Source organism: Acidovorax sp. GBBC 1281, assembly GCF_028473645.1.
GTDB lineage: Bacteria > Pseudomonadota > Gammaproteobacteria > Burkholderiales > Burkholderiaceae_C > Paracidovorax.
Genome location: NZ_CP097269.1, coordinates 4,101,371 through 4,119,861, shown reverse-complemented (window position 1 = coordinate 4,119,861; position 18,491 = coordinate 4,101,371). Strand labels below are relative to the sequence as shown.

Genomic DNA, 18,491 nt, shown 5'->3' with positions numbered 1-18,491 from the left:
TCATGCCGTCTGCAATTCGATTTGTGCAACAGCGCCATCGCAACCGGAAAGCTGCAGCGCGCGTTGCGAGCCGTCGATTTAAAAACGGTGACAGGTGCGGCGAACGACTGGAGACGGGCTTACACCGCGCTGGAATTAGACGTGGCGGCCTTTGCCGATGGTGTTGTGAACGTTGAGGTTCCTGCAGGCGATTTTCCGGACACGTTGACGCGACATTGAATGCCCTTGCATGGGCTTGGTGCAGTGCTTCAAGATTCATGTCAGTTCGAAGTTCGGCAAATAATGAAGATGCCCGCAGCGTAGGTCTATCGCGCGCACTCTTGACTTTTAAGCGCTTTACTTTTCGCACTCGCGCGCGCGGCATCCTGCCGTGCATGGATAAAAACCGCACCACCGTCGCCGCTCTGGTCGTCTCCGCCGCTTCGCTGGTGGGCATCGCGGGCTATGAGTCTTATCGGGGCAACGCCTACCTCGATTCGGGCAATGTCGCCACCATCGGCTACGGTGCTACGGCGGGCGTCAAGCTCGGCGACACAACCACGCCGGCCCGTGCCCTGATCAGGCTGCACGGCGACGTTTCCGAGCACGCCCGGGCCATTCAGCGGTGCATCAAGGCACCGCTTTTTCAATACGAATTCGATGCGTATCTGAGCCTGGCCTGCAACATCGGCGCAGGCGCCTTCTGCAATCCCGCCAAGCCGGCCGCGCCGCCGACTCTGATCGATCTGATCAATGCGCAGCGCTACGCCGAAGCCTGCGCCCGTATCCGGGAATTCAACAAGTATCGGAACCCCAAGACCGGACAGCTGGAGCCACTGCGTGGGCTCACCAACCGCCGGGAGCTGGAATACCGCACTTGCGTCGGGGATGCACCATGAAGCTGCGCATCGCCGCGGCCGTGGCGCTCACCCTGGCCGTTGTCCTGGGCGTGCGGGCCTGGAATGCACATCTGCTCCAGCAGGGGGATTCGCAGGGCTCTGCACGGGTGCAGTCGGCCTGGGACAAACAAGAGGCCGACCGCAGCGCGGCCACGGCGCGTGACAACGCCACCAAGTTTAGAAACTCCGAAAGGGTTGCAAATGAAGACGCCAAACGCGAGGCCGCGCGCCTGGTGCGTGACGCTGCTGCTGCCGCTGCTGTGCGCGGCCTGCACCACGAGATTTCCCGCCTCAACAAGCGCACCGATCCCTACCCAGCAGGTGATGCCGGCATTGCCGCCTGCACTCGCGATGCCGCCACCGCCCGAGAGCTTTTCGGACACAGCGCGCAAGCGTATTCAGATCTGGCAGCAGCAGCTGACGGACTCCGCGACCAAGTGACTGGGTTGCAGGACTTTGCGCGCAGCGTCTGCCGTGCGCCCATCACCGAGATCGCCCGATGATTTTTGAGCTGACGATGACCAACCTCATCTCTTTGGCAGGCCTGTTCCTGGGGGCGCTGTGGGCGCTTCTCAAGGTGATCGGGCTGCAGGCGGAGAAGCGGGCGAATGAGAAGTTTGAAGCCCTGCAGGTGTCCATCGGCAAGCTGGGAGACGACTTGCGCCGGGAGGCAGATGCAGCGAGGCAACTGGAGACGTCGTTTCTTCGATTCCAGGCCGAGCTGCCCCGTGACTACGTGCGCCGCGATGACTTCGTGCAGGCCGTGGGCGGCATCAATACCCGTATCGATAACTTTGCGCTTCGCATGGAGCGTGCGCTGGACAACAACCGCAGGGGGGAGCATCTGTGAGCCACTATTCGCCTGACATTCTCAAGGTGCGCCGCGAGGCCATCCGCTGGCATTTGCTGTCGGCCATCAATCTTTCGCGCCCAGTGGGCATCTACACCGAGGCCTTGCTGCCCATCGTGCAGTCGGTGTATGTGGATGCCACCCACCAGGAGATCCGGCGCGAACTGGACTACCTCGAGGCCCGCGAGATGTGCGCCATCGTGCGCGATCCGCTGGACCGCTGGTCGGTTGATCTGACGCGCACGGGCATTGACTTCGTGGAGTACACGATCAATGCGCAGCCGGGAGTGGCGCGCCCTCGCATCACGCAGGGTTGACCGATGGCGCCGCGTAGCAAGGTGCACACGTTGCCGCCACAGCTTAAGGAGTGGCTGGATGCCGAGCTCGTCAAGCGCGGATTCAGCGACTACGTGCAGTTGGCGGCGGACCTGCAAAGCCAGGGCGAGAGCGTCTCCAAGTCCGCGCTGCACCGTTACGGCTCGCAGTTCGAAAAGCGCATGGCGCAACTGAAGATGAGCACGGAACAGGCCCGTGCCCTGGTTGACGCGGCGCCTGACGACGAGGACAAGCTGGGCGCGGCCGTCGTGCGCATGACTCAGGAGCGCATCTTCGGCCTGTTGATGGAACTGGACATCGACCCCGAGAGCGTGGACGTGAACAAGCTGTTCAAGAACGCGGCCGAGATCGGCAAGGCGTCGGTGACCCAGAAGAAGTTCAGCCAGTCCGTGCGCAAGGAGATCGAAGAAGCGGCCCGCAAGAAAGCCCTGGAAGACGCCGCGCAGCAGGCCGGTGAAACCGGCCGCCAGCAGGGACTTTCCACCAGCGGCGTCGAAGCGCTGCGCGCGGCGATCATGGGGCAGCTGTGATGCAACCGACCCAGATTGCGCAGGCCACGCGCATCCTGATGCAGTACCAGGTGGACTGGATCGCGGACAAGTCGCAGGTCAAGATCATGGAGAAGTCGCGCCGCATCGGTATCAGCTATGCCGAGGCGGCCGACGATGTGCTCTACGCAGCCAGCGCCGAGGGCGCCAACGTCTACTACATCTCGTACAACAAGGAGATGACGGCGGGCTTCATCCAGGACTGCGCCACATGGGCCCGGGCTTTCAACGCGGCCGCGGGTCAGATCGAAGAGTCGGTGATCGAAGAAGAGGACAAGCAAATCCTCACCTACACGATCAAGTTCGACAGCGGCCACATGATCCAGGCGTTCACCAGCAGCCCGCGCAACTTGCGCTCCAAGGGCCGGCCTGGTGAGCGCCTGGTCGTGGACGAAGGCGCTTTCCTGGATGACATCAAGGAGGTGCTCAAAGCTGCCATGGCCATGACGATGTGGGGCGGGCAGATCCGCATCATCAGTACCCACGACGGCGACGACAACCCGTTCAATGAGCTGATCAACGACGTGCGGGCCGGCAAGTTCCCCTACAGCGTTCACCGCGTCGATCTGGACGATGCGCTGCGCGACGGGCTCTACCGCAAGATCTGTGCGGTCACTGGCCAGGAGTGGTCCCTGGAGCGCGAGGTGGAGTGGCGCCAGACCATGATCAACCGCTACAAGCCCAACGAGGACGAGGAGCTTTTCTGCATTCCGTCCAAGGGCGGCGGCGCCTGGCTGAGCCGCGCACTGATCGAGGCTCGAATGCGCGCCGCACCGGTGATTCGCTTCACGGGCACCGCAGATTTCAACAACGCTCGGCCCGATCTGCGCGAGCGCGAAATGCAGGATTGGATCGATGAGCACCTGATGCCGCTGCTGCGGTTCGTTCCCGAGTTGCGGCATGCACTGGGCATGGACTTCGGGCGCAGCGGCGACTTGTCTTGCATCGCCCCGGCCGAGATCGCCTCTAACCTGCGGGTGCGCATCCCATTTCTGGTGGAGCTCAAGAACGTCCCTTACAACCAGCAGTTGCAGGTGTTGTACGCCATTGCCGATGCACTGCCGAGGCTATCAGGCATGGTGATCGACAGCCGGGGCAATGGCAGCTATGTGGGGGAAGCCGCGCACGACAAATACGGCTCGGTGGTCCAGCGGCTCATGCCCACCGAAGGCTGGTACCGCGACAACATGCCGCCTTACAAAGCGGCCTTTGAAGACGACACCGTGGAGATCCCCAAACATGACGGCCTGCTGCAATCCCACCGGGCCATCCGGCTGGTCCGCGGGGTGCCACGCATGCCCGAGGGCAAGACGACCGATGGCGGTCACGGCGACAACGCAATGGCCTGCGTATACGCGCACGCGGCGACACGCATGAATTTTGGCCCGGTGCACGCCGCGAGCCGTCCCCGCCGCAGCGCGCTATCTCTTGAAGGCTATTGAGCATCATGTCCCGAGGCATCTATGTGTCCCCCACCGAGTTCGTCTCGTTCGCCGAGGCTCGGCAGGGTCCGACCTTGTCTAAGCAGATCGCAACGCGCGAGCGCAGCACCGACTTGGCAGGCTTCGGCTTCCTGTTGCCCAACCCCGACCCGATCCTGAAGCGCCAGGGTAAAGACATCAGCGTATACCGCGATCTGCGCAGTGATGCGCATGTGGGCGGCTGCATTCGTCGACGCAAGGCCGCCGTGAAGGCGCTGGAGTGGCGGGTGCAGCGTGGCAGGGCCAGCGCACGCGCAACGCGCCTGGCGAACGATCTGCTCGCCACCTATGACATGGACACGCTGATCAACGAAATCACCGAGGCGGTGCTGTTTGGCTGGCAACCCCTCGAACTTGTGTGGGGCACGCGCAATGGGGCGAACGTACCGCTGCAGGTAATCGGCAAGCCACCGGAGTGGTTCTTCTTTGACACCCAGGCGCAACTGCGTTTTCGCAGCCGCGAGCAGCCTATGCTTGGCGAGACGCTGGAGCCGCGGAAATTCCTACTCGCACGCCAAGAGGCCAGCTACGCCAATCCCTACGGACATGCGGATCTGTCCATGTGCTTTTGGCCGGCGATTTTCAAGCGGGGCGGGCTCAAGTTCTGGGTGACGTTCACCGAGAAATACGGTACGCCCTGGTTGGTGGGCAAGCAGCCACGTGGCACGCCTGGGACCGAGGTGGATGCGCTGCTGGATAAGTTGGAGGCCATAATTCAGGACGCGGTGGCGGCGATTCCTGACGATTCGAGCATCGATATCCTGGAGGCCGGCGACAAGGGGGCCAGTGCTGACCTCTACGAACGGCTGCTGATGTTCTGCCGCTCCGAGATCAGCATCGCGCTGTTGGGCCAGAACCAAAGCACGGAATCCAACAGCAATCGCGCCAGCGCGGAGGCAGGATTGGAGGTGGCCAAGACGATCCGCGATGGTGATGCCACTCTGGCGGCGGCCACCATCAACCAATTGCTGCGGTGGGTGACCGACGTGAACGAGGGCGAGCAATCACCAGCCCCCACTTTCGAGTTGTTCAAGGAGGAAGACGTCAACACGGAGCAGGCCACGCGCGATGAGACGCTGAGCCGCGCAGGGGTGCGCTTCACGCCGGCTTACTGGCAGCGTGTTTACAAGCTGGAAGCTGGCGACCTCGAAGTGGCTATGCCGCTCGAGCCAGCGACTGGCGAGCTACCCGTGGCATTTGCCGAGCGCGACGTGAAGCAGGCCACCAGCGACACTTTGGCAGCGCTTGGCACGGCAGGCGCGCCGGTGGTGGACAACTGGGTCAAGCAACTGCGCGAACTGGTGGACACGTACGACGAACCCCAGGCGCTGCAGGACGCCTTGCTGGATGCCTATGCCGATCTGTCCACGGCTGACCTGACCGAGCTAATTGCGATGGCTTTCGAGCTGGCCCATTTGCGTGGGCGCGATCAAGCGGCGCAGGAGGCTGGCCGTGGCTGAACTCGGATCTGTGGCCCGGAGCACGGTGGAAGGAGCGCGCCAGCAGTTCCAGGAACAGATCGAGTTCCTTCGGCGCAAGCTGAATCTGCCCAGCGAGTCCTGGCGTGACATTCAACGCGCGGCCCACGACCGCGCTTTCATGGTGGCCGGTGCCGCCAAGGCCGACCTGCTGGCGGATTTGCGCAAAGCGGTGGACCAGGCAGTTCAAGGCGGCAGCATCGGGGAGTTCCGCAAGCAGTTTGCCGACATCGTTGCAAAGCGCGGCTGGACTGGCTGGACGGGCGAAGGAAGCCAAGCTGGTGAAGCGTGGCGCACGCGGGTGATCTACAAAACCAACCTGGCCACGTCCTACGCGGCCGGGCGCCGCGCGCAGTTGCTGGACCCTGCATTGCTTAAGCGCCGCCCGTTTTGGCGCTATGTGCACAGCGACAGCGTGGTGCACCCCAGGCCAATCCATAAGCAGTGGGGCGACATGCGGCTGACCCTGCGCCACGACCACCCTTTCTGGCAAAGCCATTTCCCACCAAATGACTTTGGATGCGAATGCCGCGTGGTGGCAGTGGCAGCGCCTCGCGAGGGCGACTCCAGCGAGCCGCCGGACGGGTGGGATGCCGTTGATCCGCGCACGGGCACGCCTGCTGGGGTTGGCGAAGGCTGGGACTACGCACCAGGTGCGCGGACTGACGACGATCTGCGATCGTTCGTACAGGACAAGCTGATCGACTATCCCCCAGCCATCGGCAAGGCACTGTCGGCCGATGTCAATCGCTATATCAACGTCGAGGATCTGGTGCCCGACTTCGTGCGTAATGTGCTTGCAGATCGACAGCGGCGCGACCCGCTGTGGCTGGGGTTTGTGGAGCGTGCCGACTGGGTCGGCTCCGCAGCTGGTGCCGACGTGCGCGGCTACACGATCCTTCTTCCTGCCGAGGCGCCTCGGCATGTCGATGCTTCGCACGGCTTTGATGGCTCAGGCCAACGCCCTGCCATGCCGCAGGACTATGGACAGCTTGAGTCGGTGCTCAACGATCCCGATGCGCTGCGCGCAGGCGAGAAATCGCGCAACGGCAATCCCACGGTGGTGGCCACCAAGGCGATCAACGGAGAAACGTTCAGGGCGATGTGGGAGGTGTTGGCAGGCAAACGTAATCGGTCGCTGCAACTGAGCTCGCAGGTGATCAAAACGGCTCAGAAATGACAAGGCCTCGCGCTCCGACCACAACGTTCAAGACGAAACCGGTGTTGACTACCGGAGGTCGATGCACAAGGCAGTGCGGATCTTACGAGGAGTGCTTCGATGGCGCAAATGATTGAATTGACCAGCCGCAACGGGCTGGATTACCTGCATGGCCTGCTGGAGAGGGGGCAGGACATGCGGCCTTTGCTGCTGGAGATCGGCGAAGACTTGACCGAATCCACCAAGCAGCGGTTTTCCTCGGCCACGGGCCCGGATGGCACGGCCTGGGCACCGAACAGCGCGCTCACCCTGGCCCGGTACAGCTCAATGTTTGCACGCAAGAAGGATGGCGATTTGACAAAGAGGAGCGCGCAGAAACTGGCCGGCAAGAAGCCATTGACCGGGGAGACCAGAGCACTGGCCACGACGATCAACTACCAGGTCCGCGATGTTGGCGCGGTAGGCATCGGCAGTCCCATGGTCTACGCGGCCACACAACAGCACGGTGCGAAGTCGGGTGAGTTCGGCTTCGGGCTGTACACCACCCGTGTGGGGAGCTTCCCGATCCCGTGGGGCGACATACCCGCCCGGCCATTTCTGGGCGCATCGGATTCAGACAAGGCAAACATCGTCAGTCTGGTGCAGAGCTACCTGATGGAAGGCTGATTGCGGTCCGAATTGGAAAAAGGCGCCAATCCAGCGCCTTTTTTTCTTGAGCTCCGCTATTTCCCGTCAGGAAAGAGAATTGCAGAGTTCCGGGCCCACCTCGCCCCAGTTCTTCCCGGAACTTCCCATTTATCGCACCTCCCTCTCTTCCTTTATCTCACTCCCGTTCAGATGTGGCAAAAGGCGAGTTCGCGTGCGCGCACAGAAACCTGGCGGCTGCGCACCTGATGAAGAGTTTTGGCAATTTCCGCAACCCGGTCGAGGACGTCGTGAAGGCGTATTGCGCCCAATGCGCGATCGCAGCCAGCTGCAAGGACCTGGCGGTGGCCGCGCTGTTTCTTGCCAATGGCGGTGCTGACCTGCGCATGCGCAATGTGCTGGAAGCCCGCCAGGCCCAGCAGGTGTGCGCGCTTATGATGAGCAGCGGGACCTACGAAGCCTCCGGTGAAACCGCATTCAGCATAGGGTTGCCGATCAAGAGCGGAGTCGGTGGTGGCGTCCTCGCCGTGATCCCCCGATTTGGCGCGGTGTGCTCCTGGTCGCCGCCATTGGACGAGAAGGGAAACTCTGTCGCCGGGTTGAAAGCCATCGAGCTTGTTGCCGCCGAACTGGACAGAACGGTTTTTTCTTAACGAAAACCGCAAGCAAACGGGTTGAATCTTCGCCTGGTTCATCCCTGCGCCATGGATGGCGAGCTGCATCGCACCGGCCGTGCCAGACCATGTTTGATCCGATCACCCTACGAAGATGAGTGGTCCCTCACCAGGCCGTTGAGCTTGAAGTTTGCACCCGCGCGCTGAGTGCAAGTCCATGCTTCAAGTCCCAATGCATGGGGTGCTGCTTTTTCGTTGTGGCGGAGACTGTGAGATTCGAACTCACGGACGGTTGCCCGTCGGCAGTTTTCAAGACTGCTGGTTTAAACCGCTCACCCAAGTCTCCGCAAACTGGCGCGTATTCTAGCCGGCCTCCACACACCCGCCCCCGCGCGTCAGGCCGCCTGCAGCAGGCCCTTCTTCTCGATGAAGGCCACCACCTCATCCAGCCCCTGCAGGGTTTTCAGATTGGTCATCACGAAGGGCTTGGTGCCGCGCATGCGCGTGGTGTCCGCGGCCATCACGTCCAGGTTGGCGCCCACGTGCGGGGCCAGGTCGGTCTTGTTGATGACGAACAGGTCGCTCTTGGTGATGCCGGGGCCGCCCTTGCGGGGGATCTTCTCGCCGGCGGCCACGTCGATCACGTAGAGCGTGAGGTCGCTCAGCTCGGGGCTGAACGTGGCCGCGAGGTTGTCGCCGCCGCTTTCGATGAAGACGACGTCGGCGTTCGGAAACTGCGCCAGCATGCGGTCGATGGCCTCCAGGTTGATGGAGGCGTCTTCGCGGATGGCGGTGTGGGGGCAGCCGCCGGTTTCCACGCCCAGGATGCGCTCCGCGGGCAGGGCGCCGCTCACCGTCAGCAGGCGCTGGTCTTCCTTGGTGTAGATGTCGTTGGTGATGGCGATGAGGTCGTGCTTGTCGCGCATGGCCTTGCACAGCATTTCCAGCAGGGTGGTCTTGCCCGAGCCGACGGGGCCGCCGATGCCCACGCGCAGCGGGGGCAGGGGCTTGGTGCGGTGGGGGATGTGGTGCAGTGCGGTGGTGCTGCCGGTGGTGGTGTTGTTCATGATCGGAAGAGGCGGGAGTATTGGGTTTCATGCTGCGCCGACAGGATGGCGAGCATGGGCGAGAAGGCCTGGCGGTCCGCGTCGCCGGTGTGCAGCGCGGCGTCGGTGGCGGCGGGAATGGCGGCGGCCAGCCGGGCCAGGATGCGCTGGCCGGCGCTCTGGCCCAGCGGCACGGCCTTGAGCGCGGCCTGCACCATGTTCTCGGCCCAGCCGAAGGTGTAGGCCAGCAGCACGTCGCGCGCGCCGGCTTCGGTGCCGGCGGCGGCCAGGGCGAAGGCGACAGGGTAGGTGGGGGTGGGCGGCAGGGCGGCGAGCGCGGCCACGTCGTGCAGCCGGGCGGCGTCGCCCGCGTGCTGGTTGCGCAGCCAGTCGGCGAGCGACCGGCCCATCTGCTCGGTCTGCAGGCGCATTTCGCTGGTCTCGCGCGTTTGCAGCACCCAGTCGTTCAATTGGCGCACGCGGGCGTGGTCGGCGGCGCGCCAGGCGGCCAGGGCCTGCTGCAGCACGGCCATGTCGCCGCGCGCCTGGGTGAGCTGCAGTTGCACGGCCAACCATTCGGCGGCGGCGGCTTCGGTGGTGACGCCGGCGCGCTCCACCGCCACTTCCAGCCCTTCGGAGTACGAGAACCCGCCCACCGGCAGCGCCGGCGAGGCCAGCCAGATGAGCTGCAGCAGGCTGGCGGCGGGCAGGGCCGTGGGGGCTTGGGGTGGTGGTGCGTTGCAGTCGGGGGCTGTCATCCCGGCGTCAATCAAGGGTTGTGGTGCGGGTGATCGCACTTCGCATGGTCATGGTCGTGACCATGGGCGTGCGCATCGCCGTGATCGTGGCCATGGCTTGCATGGCTGTGCCCATGGTCATGCCCATCGCCGTGCGCGGGGCCGGCGGCGTCGTGCGATGGGGCTGCGTGGTCGTGGCCATGGGCGTGGCCATGGTCATGACCGTGGTGCCCGTGCCCAGGGTGCCCGCCCGCCGCATAGGCGCCACCCTCGGGCTCGAAGGGGGCGTCGATCGCGTTCACGATGAGGTGCATGGCGCGCAGCATGTCGGCCAGCACGTGGTCGGGCTCGATCTGCAGGTGGGTGGGCGTGAGTTCGATGGGCACGTGCCGGTTGCCCAGGTGGTAGGCGGCGCGGGTCAGATCGAAGGGGGTGCCGTGGTGGGCGCAATGGGTGATGCGCAGCACCGACTGGGGCGCGGCGATCACGCGGACCAGGGCGCCGTCCTCGGCCACCAGCACGTCGCCGCCGCGCACGGCGGTGCCCCGGGGCAGGAAGATGCCCAGTTCCCGCCCGTTGGAGTCGGTGGCGGCGAAGCGGCTTTTCTGGCGCGTGTCCCAGTCGAGTTCGAGGGTGGCGGCGCGCTTGACGAGCACGGGCGCGAGGCCCTTGCCCTGGGCGATGAGTTTGGAGACTTGAAGCATGCGTGCGATCAGAACAGAAAGTAGCGTTGCGCCATGGGCAGTACGGTCGCGGGCTCGCAGGTGAGCAACTGGCCGTCGGCGCGCACGGTGTAGGTCTGCGCGTCGATCTCCATGCGCGGCGTGTAGTGGTTGTGCACCATGTGCTGCTTGCGCACGCCGCGCACGCCGCGCACGGCGCTGAGCTGCTTGGCCAGGCCGAAGCGCTCGCCGATGCCCGCGGCCAGCCCGGCCTGCGACACGAAGGTGAGCGAGGTGCGGGCCAGCGCCCCGCCGAAGGCGCCGAACATGGGCCGGTAGTGCACGGGCTGCGGCGTGGGGATGGAGGCGTTGGGGTCGCCCATGGCGGCCATGGCGATGAAGCCGCCCTTCAGGATCATGGCGGGCTTGACGCCGAAGACGGCGGGCTTCCAGATCACGATGTCGGCCCACTTGCCCACCTCCAGGCTGCCCACCTCGTGGCTGATGCCGTGGGCGATGGCGGGGTTGATGGTGTACTTGGCCACGTAGCGCTTGATGCGCGTGTTGTCGTTGCGAGCGGTGTCGCCATCCAGCGTGCCGCGCTGGGCCTTCATCTTGTGGGCCGTCTGCCAGGTGCGCAGGATGACCTCGCCCACGCGGCCCATGGCCTGGCTGTCGCTGCTCATCATGCTGATGGCGCCCAGGTCGTGCAGCACGTCTTCGGCCGCGATGGTTTCCTTGCGGATGCGGCTCTCCGCAAAGGCCAGGTCTTCGGCGATGGAGGCGTCCAGATGGTGGCACACCATGAGCATGTCCACATGCTCGTCCAGCGTGTTCACCGTGTAGGGCATGGTGGGGTTGGTGGAAGACGGCAGAAAGTTCGCCTCGCCCACCACGCGCAGGATGTCGGGCGCATGCCCGCCGCCCGCGCCTTCGGTGTGGAAGGCGCAGATGCCGCGGCCCGCCACGGCGGCGATGGTGTTCTCGACGAAGCCGCTCTCGTTGAGCGTGTCGGAGTGGATGGCGACCTGCGTGTCGGTGGCGTCGGCCACGTCCAGGCAGTTGCTGATGGCCGCGGGCGTGGTGCCCCAGTCCTCGTGCAGCTTGAGGCCGATCACGCCCGCGTCGATCTGCTCGTGCAGCGCGTCGGGCAGGCTGGCGTTGCCCTTGCCCAGAAAGCCGAGGTTCATGGGAAAGGCGTCGGCCGCCTGCAGCATGCGCTCGATGTTCCAGGGCCCCGAGGTGCAGGTGGTGGCCAGCGTGCCGGTGGCCGGGCCGGTGCCGCCGCCCAGCATGGTGGTCACGCCGGAGGCCAGGGCTTCTTCGATCTGCTGCGGGCAGATGAAGTGGATGTGGCTGTCGATGCCGCCCGCGGTGACGATGTTGCCCTCGCAGCTGATGATCTCGGTGCCGGGGCCGATGACGATGTCCACGCCGGGCTGCGTGTCGGGGTTGCCGGCCTTGCCGATGGCTGCGATGCGCCCGCCTTTCAAACCGATGTCGGCCTTGACGATGCCCCAGTGGTCCAGGATGAGCGCGTTGGTCAGTACCGTGTCCATGGCGCCCCCGGCCGTGGGGCCGGTGCCTTGGCCGTCGCGCGTGCGCTGGCCCTGCGCCATGCCGTCGCGGATGGTCTTGCCGCCGCCGAACTTCACTTCTTCGCCATAGGCGCCGGCGCGCAGCGTGTAGTCCTGCTCCACCTCGGCGATGAGCCCGGTGTCGGCCAGGCGCACGCGGTCTCCGACGGTGGGGCCGAACATCTCGGCATAGGCGCGTTTGGACACAGTGGCCATGGGAATGCTCTCCAGCTCTCGGGCGGTTCGAAAAGGGATGGGGTCGGACTTCAGGCGGCGGCCGGGGCCGGCGGCTCGCCCAGCGGCCCCTGCGTGAGGCCCCGAAAGCCGTACACCGTGCGGTCGCCCGCGTAGTCCACCAGCTCCACGGTGCGCTGCTGGCCGGGCTCGAAGCGCACGGCCGTGCCGCTGGCGATGTTCAGCCGCATGCCGCGCGCGGCGTCGCGGTCGAAGCCGAGCGCGCCGTTGGTCTCGGCGAAGTGGTAGTGCGAGCCGACCTGGATCGGCCGGTCGGCGGTGTTGCGCACCACCAGGGTCAGGGTGCGGCGGCCGGTGTTGAGCGCGTGCTCGCCGTCGTCGATGAGGAGTTCGCCGGGGATCATGGGATGGTGCAGTGGTCGATGCGTTGGGCCACTCAGGCCATGCGCACGAGCAGCGTGGCGCCCAGCAGCGCGGTCGAGGCGCCCGCCACCACGGCCAGCCAGCGGTGGCGCGCCACCACGGCATGGCCCAGGCCGATGCCGGCGGCGTGCAGCGCGGCGGTGGCGATCACCATGCCGGCCAGGGCCAGCCACTGGCCGCTGCCGCCCAGTTCGGTGCCGTGCGCCGCGCCGTGGAAGAACGCGAACGCCCCCGCCAGCCCCGCGGCCAGCGGCAGGGCCAAGTGGCGGCGCCAGGCGACCAGCAGGCCCAGCACCAGCAGCGAGGCGGCGATCATCGGCTCCACCGCCGGCACCGCCACGCCCAGGAAGCCGGCCGTGGCCCCTGCCACCAGCAGCGCCACGAAGGCGGCGGGCGCCAGCCATACGGGGCGCACGGCCAGCGCGCTCCACACGCCCACGGCCAGCATGGCGGCCAGGTGGTCCAGGCCGGTGAAGGGGTGGACCAGGCCGTCGAGGAAGCCGGCGTCGGCATGCAGCGCGTCCTCCGCGCCATGGCCCGGGTGGGCGAAGGCGAGGGCGGGCAACAGCAGCAGCGCGGCGGCGGAGACGAAGGAAAGGGTTTTTGCTTCTTTTTTCATAGCATCAAGGGCAATGGGTACTAGGGCATGAAGGGGATTTGGTTCAAAACCCGTCACACGATGGGCTGGTGCACGGTGACCAGCTTGGTGCCGTCGGGGAAGGTGGCCTCGACCTGGATGTCGGGAATCATCTCGGGCACGCCTTCCATCACGTCGGCCCGCGTGAGCACCGTGCGGCCCTCGCTCATGAGCTGGGCGACGGTCTTGCCGTCGCGCGCGCCTTCCATCACGGTGGCGCTGATGAGGGCCATGGATTCGGGGTAGTTGAGCTTGAGTCCGCGCGTGCGGCGCCGCTCGGCGAGCAGCGCGGCGGTGAAGATCAGGAGCTTGTCTTTTTCGCGGGGGGTGAGTTCCATGGCGCAGCGGGCGGTGGGAGGGCAAAGGGGACGGAATGCCGCATGGTAGTCAGCAATCACCATGCCCGTCCATACGCCGGATGGCGGTGGTGGCCCCGCGTGGCATGGAACCTGCACCCCGCGCCCCTGCCCCCATGACGCCCGCCAGCCCCGCCACCGCCCCCGCGGCCCCTTCTTCTCCAGCGCCCGCCGACCACCTGGCCGCCGTGCCGCAGCAGGTGGTAAAGGTGCGCCGCGACTACAACAGCTGGGTCGCCACCGAGACGATGGAGGACTACGCGCTGCGCTTCACGCCGCAGCGCTTTCGGCGCTGGTCCGAATGGCGGGTGGCCAACACGGCGTTCGGCGCGGCCTCGTTCCTGGTGCTGGAGGCGGTGGGCGCCACGCTGCTGGTGCAGTACGGCTTTTTGAACGCCTTCTGGGCCATCGTGGCCACGGGGCTCATCATCTTCCTGGCGGGCCTGCCGATCAGCGTGTACGCCGCGCGCTACGGCGTGGACATGGACCTGCTCACGCGCGGGGCGGGCTTCGGCTACATCGGCTCGACCATCACCTCGCTGATCTACGCCACCTTCACCTTCATCTTCTTCGCGCTGGAGGCGGCCGTGATGGCCTACGCGCTGGAGCTGGCGCTGGACATCCCGCCGCGCTGGGGCTACCTCATCTGCGCGCTGGCGGTGATCCCGCTGGTCACGCACGGGGTGTCGGCCATCAGCCGGCTGCAGGTGTGGACGCAGCCGCTGTGGCTGGTGATGCTGGTGGTGCCGTTCGTGTATGTGCTGGCGCGCGATCCTGGTGCATTCACCGGGGTGATGCACTACGGCGGGGAATCCGGTGCGGTCTCCACGTTCAATCTGCCCCTGTTTGGTGCAGCACTCACCGTGGGCATCGCCCTCATCACCCAGATGGGCGAGCAGGCTGATTACCTGCGCTTCATGCCCGCGCGCACGCCGGCCAACCGCTGGCGCTGGTGGCTCGGGGTGCTGGCCGGCGGGCCGGGCTGGGTGGTGCTGGGCGTGGTCAAGATGCTGGGCGGCGCGCTGCTGGCGTACCTGGCGATCAGCCACATGGTGCCCGTGGAGCGCGCGGTGGACCCGAACCAGATGTACCTGGCGGCGTACGAATACGTGTTCCCGCACTACGGCTGGGCGGTGGCGACCACGGCGCTGTTCGTCGTCGTCTCGCAGATCAAGATCAACGTGACCAACGCCTACGCCGGCTCGCTGGCGTGGAGCAACTTCTTCTCGCGCCTGACGCACAGCCACCCGGGGCGGGTGGTGTGGGTGGTGTTCAACACGCTCATCGCGTTCATGCTCATGGAGATGAACGTGTTCAAGGCGCTGGGGCAGGTGCTGGGGCTGTATTCCAACCTTGCCATCGCCTGGATGATGGCCGTGGTGGCCGACCTGGTGATCAACAAGCCGCTGGGCCTGTCGCCCCGGGGCATCGAGTTCAAGCGCGCGCACCTGTACGACATCAACCCGGTGGGCGTGGGGGCCATGGCGCTGGCCTCGGGGCTGTCCATCGTGGCGCACCTGGGGCTGTTCGGGCCGCTGGCGCAGGCGTTCTCGGCCGTGATCGCCATGGTGACGGCCTTCGTCGCGGCGCCGCTCATCGCCTGGGCCACGCGCGGGCGCTACTACCTGGCCCGGCCCGCCGGTGCCCAGGCGCCGGCCGTGGGCACGCCCGGGGCCTGGGCGGTGCGGCGCTGCGTGGTGTGCGAGCGCGAGTACGAGGCGCCCGACATGGCGCAATGCCCCGCCTACCGCGGCACCATCTGCTCGCTGTGCTGCACGCTGGATGCGCGCTGCGGCGACATGTGCAAGCCCCACGCGCACCTGGCCGTGCAGTGGAGCGCGGCCCTGCGCTGGGTGCTGCCGCGGCGGGTGTGGCGCATGCTCGACACGGGCCTGGGCCACTTCCTGCTGCTGATGCTGGTGATCGCCCCGCTGCTGGCCGCGGTGTTCGGGCTGTTCTACCACCAGGAGCTGCAGACGCTCACCCCCCTGGCGCCCGACAGCGGCCCGGGCAGCGCCGCCGTGCCGGGCACGCATGCCGCGCTGCGCTCGGGGCTGCTCAAGGCCTATCTGGCGCTGCTGGTCATCTCGGGCATCGTGGCATGGTGGCTGGTGCTGGCGCACAAGAGCCGCAAGGTCGCGCAGGAGGAATCCAACCGCCAGACCCACCTGCTGCAGCGCGAGATCCACCTGCACCGCCAGACCGACCAGGCCCTGCAGGAGGCCCGCCGCATCGCCGAGCACGCGCGCTCGCAGGCCGAGCAGGCGCGCGGCGTGGCCGAGGAAGCGCGCGAGGAGGCCGAGGGCGCCCGGCTGCTGGCCGACCAGGCCAACCAGGCCAAGAGCCGCTACATCAGCGCCATCAGCCACGAACTGCGCACGCCGCTCAACAGCATCCTGGGCTATGCCCAGCTCATGGGCGAGGACGCCGCCGTGCCGCCGCACCGCCAGCAGGCCGTGAGCGTGATCCGCCGCGGCGGCGAGCATTTGCTGTCGCTCATCGAAGGCACGCTGGACATCGCCCGCATCGAAAGCGGCAAGCTCACGCTGCAGGTGCGTCCCATGCGCTTTGCCGACTGCCTGCACGAGATGTGCGACATGTTCGAGCCGCAGGCGCGCGCCAAGGGGCTGGCGTTCCGCTTCGAGCCGCAGGGCACCTTGCCCGAGTGGGTTCGCGGCGACGACAAGCGCGTGCGCCAGATCCTCATCAACCTCATCGGCAACGCCATCAAGTTCACCGCCAGCGGCCATGTGCGGCTGTCGGTGCGGCACGCGCGCGAGCTGGCCCTGATCGAGATCGAGGACAGCGGCCCGGGCCTCACCGAGGCCGAGCGCGCCAGCATCTTCGAGCCTTTCGCGCGCGGTGCGGCCAGCAGCCAGGGCGCCGCGCCCGGCGCAGGCCTGGGGCTCACCATCGCCAAGATGCTCACCGAACTGATGGGTGGCGAGATGACGGTGACCAGCACGCCGGGCGCGGGCGCGCTGTTCCGCATCCGCCTGTTCCTGCCCGAGGTGCACCCGGGCGCGGTGGGCGAGGCCCTGGGCCCCGCGCGCCTGCGCGCGCCGCGCCGGGGCTACGCCGGCCCGCGCCGCCGCCTGCTGGTGGTGGACAACGAAGAGGCCGACCGCGAGCTGCTGGTGCAACTGCTCGCGCCGCTGGGCTTCACCCTGCGCACCGCCGCCAGCGGCCACGACGCGCTGGACCTGATCGCGGCCGGCTACCGGCCCGATGCGGTGTTCATGGACCTCGCCATGCCGGGCATCGACGGCTGGGAGACCATCCGCCGCCTGCGCCAGCTCGAAGCCGCCGTGCAAGGCGCGCAGGCGCCCGCGCACATCGCCGTGGTCTCCGCCAACGCCTTCGACAAGGGCCTGGAGAACGACGTGGGCATCCGCCCCGAGGATTTCATCGTCAAGCCCGTGCGCCACAGCGAGCTGCTGGACTGGCTGGAGCGGCGCCTGGCCCTGGCCTGGATCGAGGACGCGCCGGCGCCGTCCGCGCCACCCGCTCCGGGCCCGACCTCGGAGCCGCCCCGGGCCCCCGCCGCCAAGGCGCTGCCCGATCCGTCCCGTCTTCCGGCCCTGTCCGAAGCCGTCGAGCTGGGCTACTACCGCGGCGTGCTCAACCAGCTGGGCGCCATCGAGGCCGCGCAGCCCGGGTGCTCGGCCTGGGTGGGCGAGGCGCGCGACCATGCGCGGCAGTTCCGGTTCGAGGCCATCGCCCGCATGGTGGCCGAGGCCGCCGCATCCCATCCTTCTTCCCCATGACCGCGACCGCCATGCTCCCCACCCACGCGCCGCCCCTGGATGCCACCGCGCAGGCGCTCGACCGCACCCGCGCCGACGTGGTGCTGATCGTGGACGACGTGCCCGACAACCTCGCCGTGCTGCACGACGCGCTCGAAGAGTCCGGCTACACCGTGCTCGTGGCCACCAATGGCGAGACCGCGCTGTCGCGCGCGGCGCAGGCGCTGCCCGACGTGGTGCTGCTCGACGCGATGATGCCGGGCATGGACGGCTTCGAGGTCGCGCGGCGGCTGAAAGGCCTGCCGGCCACCGCGCACATCCCCATCATCTTCATGACCGGCCTGACCGAGACCGAGCACCTGGTCGCCGCGCTGGACGCGGGCGGCGTGGACTACGTGACCAAGCCCATCAAGCCCAAGGAGGTGCTCGCGCGCATGAACGTGCACCTGCAGGGCGCGCGCCGCGCCCGCCAGGAAATCCGCCAGGCCGGCCAGGCGCGCAACGCGCTCGACGCCTTCGGCTACGCCAGCATCACCGTGCGCGCGAGCGACGGCCGGCTCATGTGGCAGACCGCCTTGGCGCGCGAGCTGCTGCACGGCTACTTCGGTGGCGGTGCGGCCACCGGCGCGGCGGGCGAGGCCGTGCCGGTGCCCGCCTTCGCCCCCGCGCCGGTCACCGAGTGGCTGCAGGCGCAGTTGCCGCGCCTAGCCGATCTGGCCGTGCAGCAGCTGGAGCCGCCGCGCCTGGTGGTGGAGCAGGGCGCGCGCCGCCTGTCGTTCAGCCTGCACCAGCAGACCGGCGACAGCGAAGGTGGCGGCGACTGGCTGATCGTGATGCGCGAGGTGTCCGATGCCGCCGTGATCGAAGCCATGGGTCTGTCGTTCAAGCTCACCGCCCGCGAGGCCGAGGTGCTGTACTGGCTCGTCAAGGGCAAGACCAACCGCGACATCGGCGACATCCTGGGCGCCAGCCCCGCCACGGTCAAGAAGCACCTGGAGCGCGTGTACGTGAAGCTGGGCGTGGAAACGCGCACCGCCGCGGCCGGCATCGCCATGGCGCGCATCCGGCAGACGCACCCGCAGTTCGAGGGCTGAGCGCCACGGCGCGCGGGCCCCGGTGGCTG

At 67.0% G+C, this 18,491-nt stretch carries 20 protein-coding genes and 1 tRNA gene; 13 read left to right on the top strand and 8 right to left on the bottom strand.

The window, feature by feature from the left end; translation table 11 throughout:
• Positions 1 to 21 precede the first annotated feature (21 nt).
• From M5C96_RS19255 to M5C96_RS19205, 11 genes are all read left to right on the top strand, one after another.
• Complete coding sequence (locus M5C96_RS19255; protein ID WP_272564761.1) at positions 22 to 219, top strand: hypothetical protein; 198 nt, start codon at positions 22 to 24, stop codon at positions 217 to 219.
• 155 nt (positions 220 to 374) lie between these two features.
• Positions 375 to 878, top strand: a complete 504-nt coding sequence (locus M5C96_RS19250) for a glycoside hydrolase family protein (RefSeq protein WP_272564760.1) — start codon at positions 375 to 377, stop codon at positions 876 to 878.
• A complete protein-coding gene (locus M5C96_RS19245) occupies positions 875 to 1,381 on the top strand; it encodes a hypothetical protein (RefSeq protein WP_272564758.1) in 507 nt (168 codons plus the stop codon). The genes M5C96_RS19250 and M5C96_RS19245 overlap by 4 nt, the downstream gene beginning before the upstream one ends.
• Positions 1,378 to 1,728, top strand: coding sequence for a hypothetical protein (locus M5C96_RS19240; protein WP_272564757.1), 351 nt, complete (start codon positions 1,378 to 1,380; stop codon positions 1,726 to 1,728). The genes M5C96_RS19245 and M5C96_RS19240 overlap by 4 nt, the downstream gene beginning before the upstream one ends.
• Positions 1,725 to 2,045 carry a hypothetical protein gene (locus tag M5C96_RS19235; RefSeq protein ID WP_272564754.1) on the top strand — a complete coding sequence of 107 codons (321 nt, stop codon included), beginning with the start codon at positions 1,725 to 1,727 and terminating at the stop codon, positions 2,043 to 2,045. Before M5C96_RS19240 ends, M5C96_RS19235 begins: the two co-directional genes overlap by 4 nt.
• 21 nt (positions 2,046 to 2,066) lie before the next feature.
• Complete coding sequence (locus tag M5C96_RS19230) at positions 2,067 to 2,594, top strand: DUF3486 family protein (protein WP_272569784.1); 528 nt, start codon at positions 2,067 to 2,069, stop codon at positions 2,592 to 2,594.
• 38 nt (positions 2,595 to 2,632) lie between these two features.
• On the top strand, positions 2,633 to 4,054 hold the full coding sequence (locus M5C96_RS19225) for a terminase large subunit domain-containing protein (protein WP_272564753.1): 1,422 nt from the start codon (positions 2,633 to 2,635) through the stop codon (positions 4,052 to 4,054).
• A gap of 5 nt (positions 4,055 to 4,059) precedes the next feature.
• Positions 4,060 to 5,553, top strand: a complete 1,494-nt coding sequence (locus tag M5C96_RS19220; protein WP_272564751.1) for a DUF935 domain-containing protein — start codon at positions 4,060 to 4,062, stop codon at positions 5,551 to 5,553.
• The gene (locus M5C96_RS19215; protein WP_272564750.1) at positions 5,546 to 6,751 is read left to right on the top strand and encodes a phage minor head protein; all 1,206 of its coding nucleotides are present in this window, start codon (positions 5,546 to 5,548) and stop codon (positions 6,749 to 6,751) included. The genes M5C96_RS19220 and M5C96_RS19215 overlap by 8 nt, the downstream gene beginning before the upstream one ends.
• A 99-nt stretch (positions 6,752 to 6,850) precedes the next feature.
• Positions 6,851 to 7,396: a phage virion morphogenesis protein gene (locus M5C96_RS19210; RefSeq protein WP_272564749.1), complete on the top strand. Its 546-nt coding sequence runs from the start codon at positions 6,851 to 6,853 to the stop codon at positions 7,394 to 7,396.
• Between the two features lie 227 nt (positions 7,397 to 7,623).
• Complete coding sequence (locus M5C96_RS19205; protein ID WP_272564748.1) at positions 7,624 to 8,028, top strand: glutaminase; 405 nt, start codon at positions 7,624 to 7,626, stop codon at positions 8,026 to 8,028.
• A gap of 219 nt (positions 8,029 to 8,247) precedes the next feature.
• Here M5C96_RS19205 and M5C96_RS19200 read toward each other — a convergent pair.
• The 8 genes from M5C96_RS19200 to M5C96_RS19165 form a co-directional block, all read right to left on the bottom strand.
• Positions 8,248 to 8,335 (bottom strand) — tRNA-Ser (locus M5C96_RS19200).
• A gap of 49 nt (positions 8,336 to 8,384) precedes the next feature.
• Positions 8,385 to 9,056, bottom strand: coding sequence for an urease accessory protein UreG (gene ureG, locus M5C96_RS19195; protein WP_272564747.1), 672 nt, complete (start codon positions 9,054 to 9,056; stop codon positions 8,385 to 8,387).
• Positions 9,053 to 9,793 (bottom strand): urease accessory protein UreF, encoded by a 741-nt coding sequence (locus M5C96_RS19190; RefSeq protein WP_272564746.1) that lies wholly within the window; start codon positions 9,791 to 9,793, stop codon positions 9,053 to 9,055. The genes ureG and M5C96_RS19190 overlap by 4 nt, the downstream gene beginning before the upstream one ends.
• Positions 9,794 to 9,804: 11 nt before the next feature.
• Positions 9,805 to 10,476 (bottom strand): urease accessory protein UreE, encoded by a 672-nt coding sequence (gene ureE / locus M5C96_RS19185; protein ID WP_272564745.1) that lies wholly within the window; start codon positions 10,474 to 10,476, stop codon positions 9,805 to 9,807.
• A gap of 8 nt (positions 10,477 to 10,484) precedes the next feature.
• Positions 10,485 to 12,227 carry an urease subunit alpha gene (gene ureC, locus M5C96_RS19180; protein WP_272564744.1) on the bottom strand — a complete coding sequence of 581 codons (1,743 nt, stop codon included), beginning with the start codon at positions 12,225 to 12,227 and terminating at the stop codon, positions 10,485 to 10,487.
• 50 nt (positions 12,228 to 12,277) lie between these two features.
• Positions 12,278 to 12,610 carry an urease subunit beta gene (locus tag M5C96_RS19175; RefSeq protein ID WP_272564743.1) on the bottom strand — a complete coding sequence of 111 codons (333 nt, stop codon included), beginning with the start codon at positions 12,608 to 12,610 and terminating at the stop codon, positions 12,278 to 12,280.
• Between the two features lie 32 nt (positions 12,611 to 12,642).
• Positions 12,643 to 13,248, bottom strand: a complete 606-nt coding sequence (locus M5C96_RS19170; protein WP_272564742.1) for a HupE/UreJ family protein — start codon at positions 13,246 to 13,248, stop codon at positions 12,643 to 12,645.
• Between the two features lie 53 nt (positions 13,249 to 13,301).
• Positions 13,302 to 13,604 carry an urease subunit gamma gene (locus M5C96_RS19165; RefSeq protein WP_272564740.1) on the bottom strand — a complete coding sequence of 101 codons (303 nt, stop codon included), beginning with the start codon at positions 13,602 to 13,604 and terminating at the stop codon, positions 13,302 to 13,304.
• Between the two features lie 134 nt (positions 13,605 to 13,738).
• Between M5C96_RS19165 and M5C96_RS19160 the strand changes: the two genes are divergently transcribed.
• Together M5C96_RS19160 and M5C96_RS19155 are read left to right on the top strand one after the other, a co-directional pair.
• Entirely contained in the window at positions 13,739 to 17,389 is a 3,651-nt protein-coding gene (locus M5C96_RS19160) for an ATP-binding protein (protein WP_272564739.1), read from the top strand.
• An 11-nt stretch (positions 17,390 to 17,400) separates the two neighbouring features.
• Entirely contained in the window at positions 17,401 to 18,462 is a 1,062-nt protein-coding gene (locus M5C96_RS19155; RefSeq protein ID WP_442867399.1) for a response regulator, read from the top strand.
• Positions 18,463 to 18,491 lie beyond the last annotated feature (29 nt).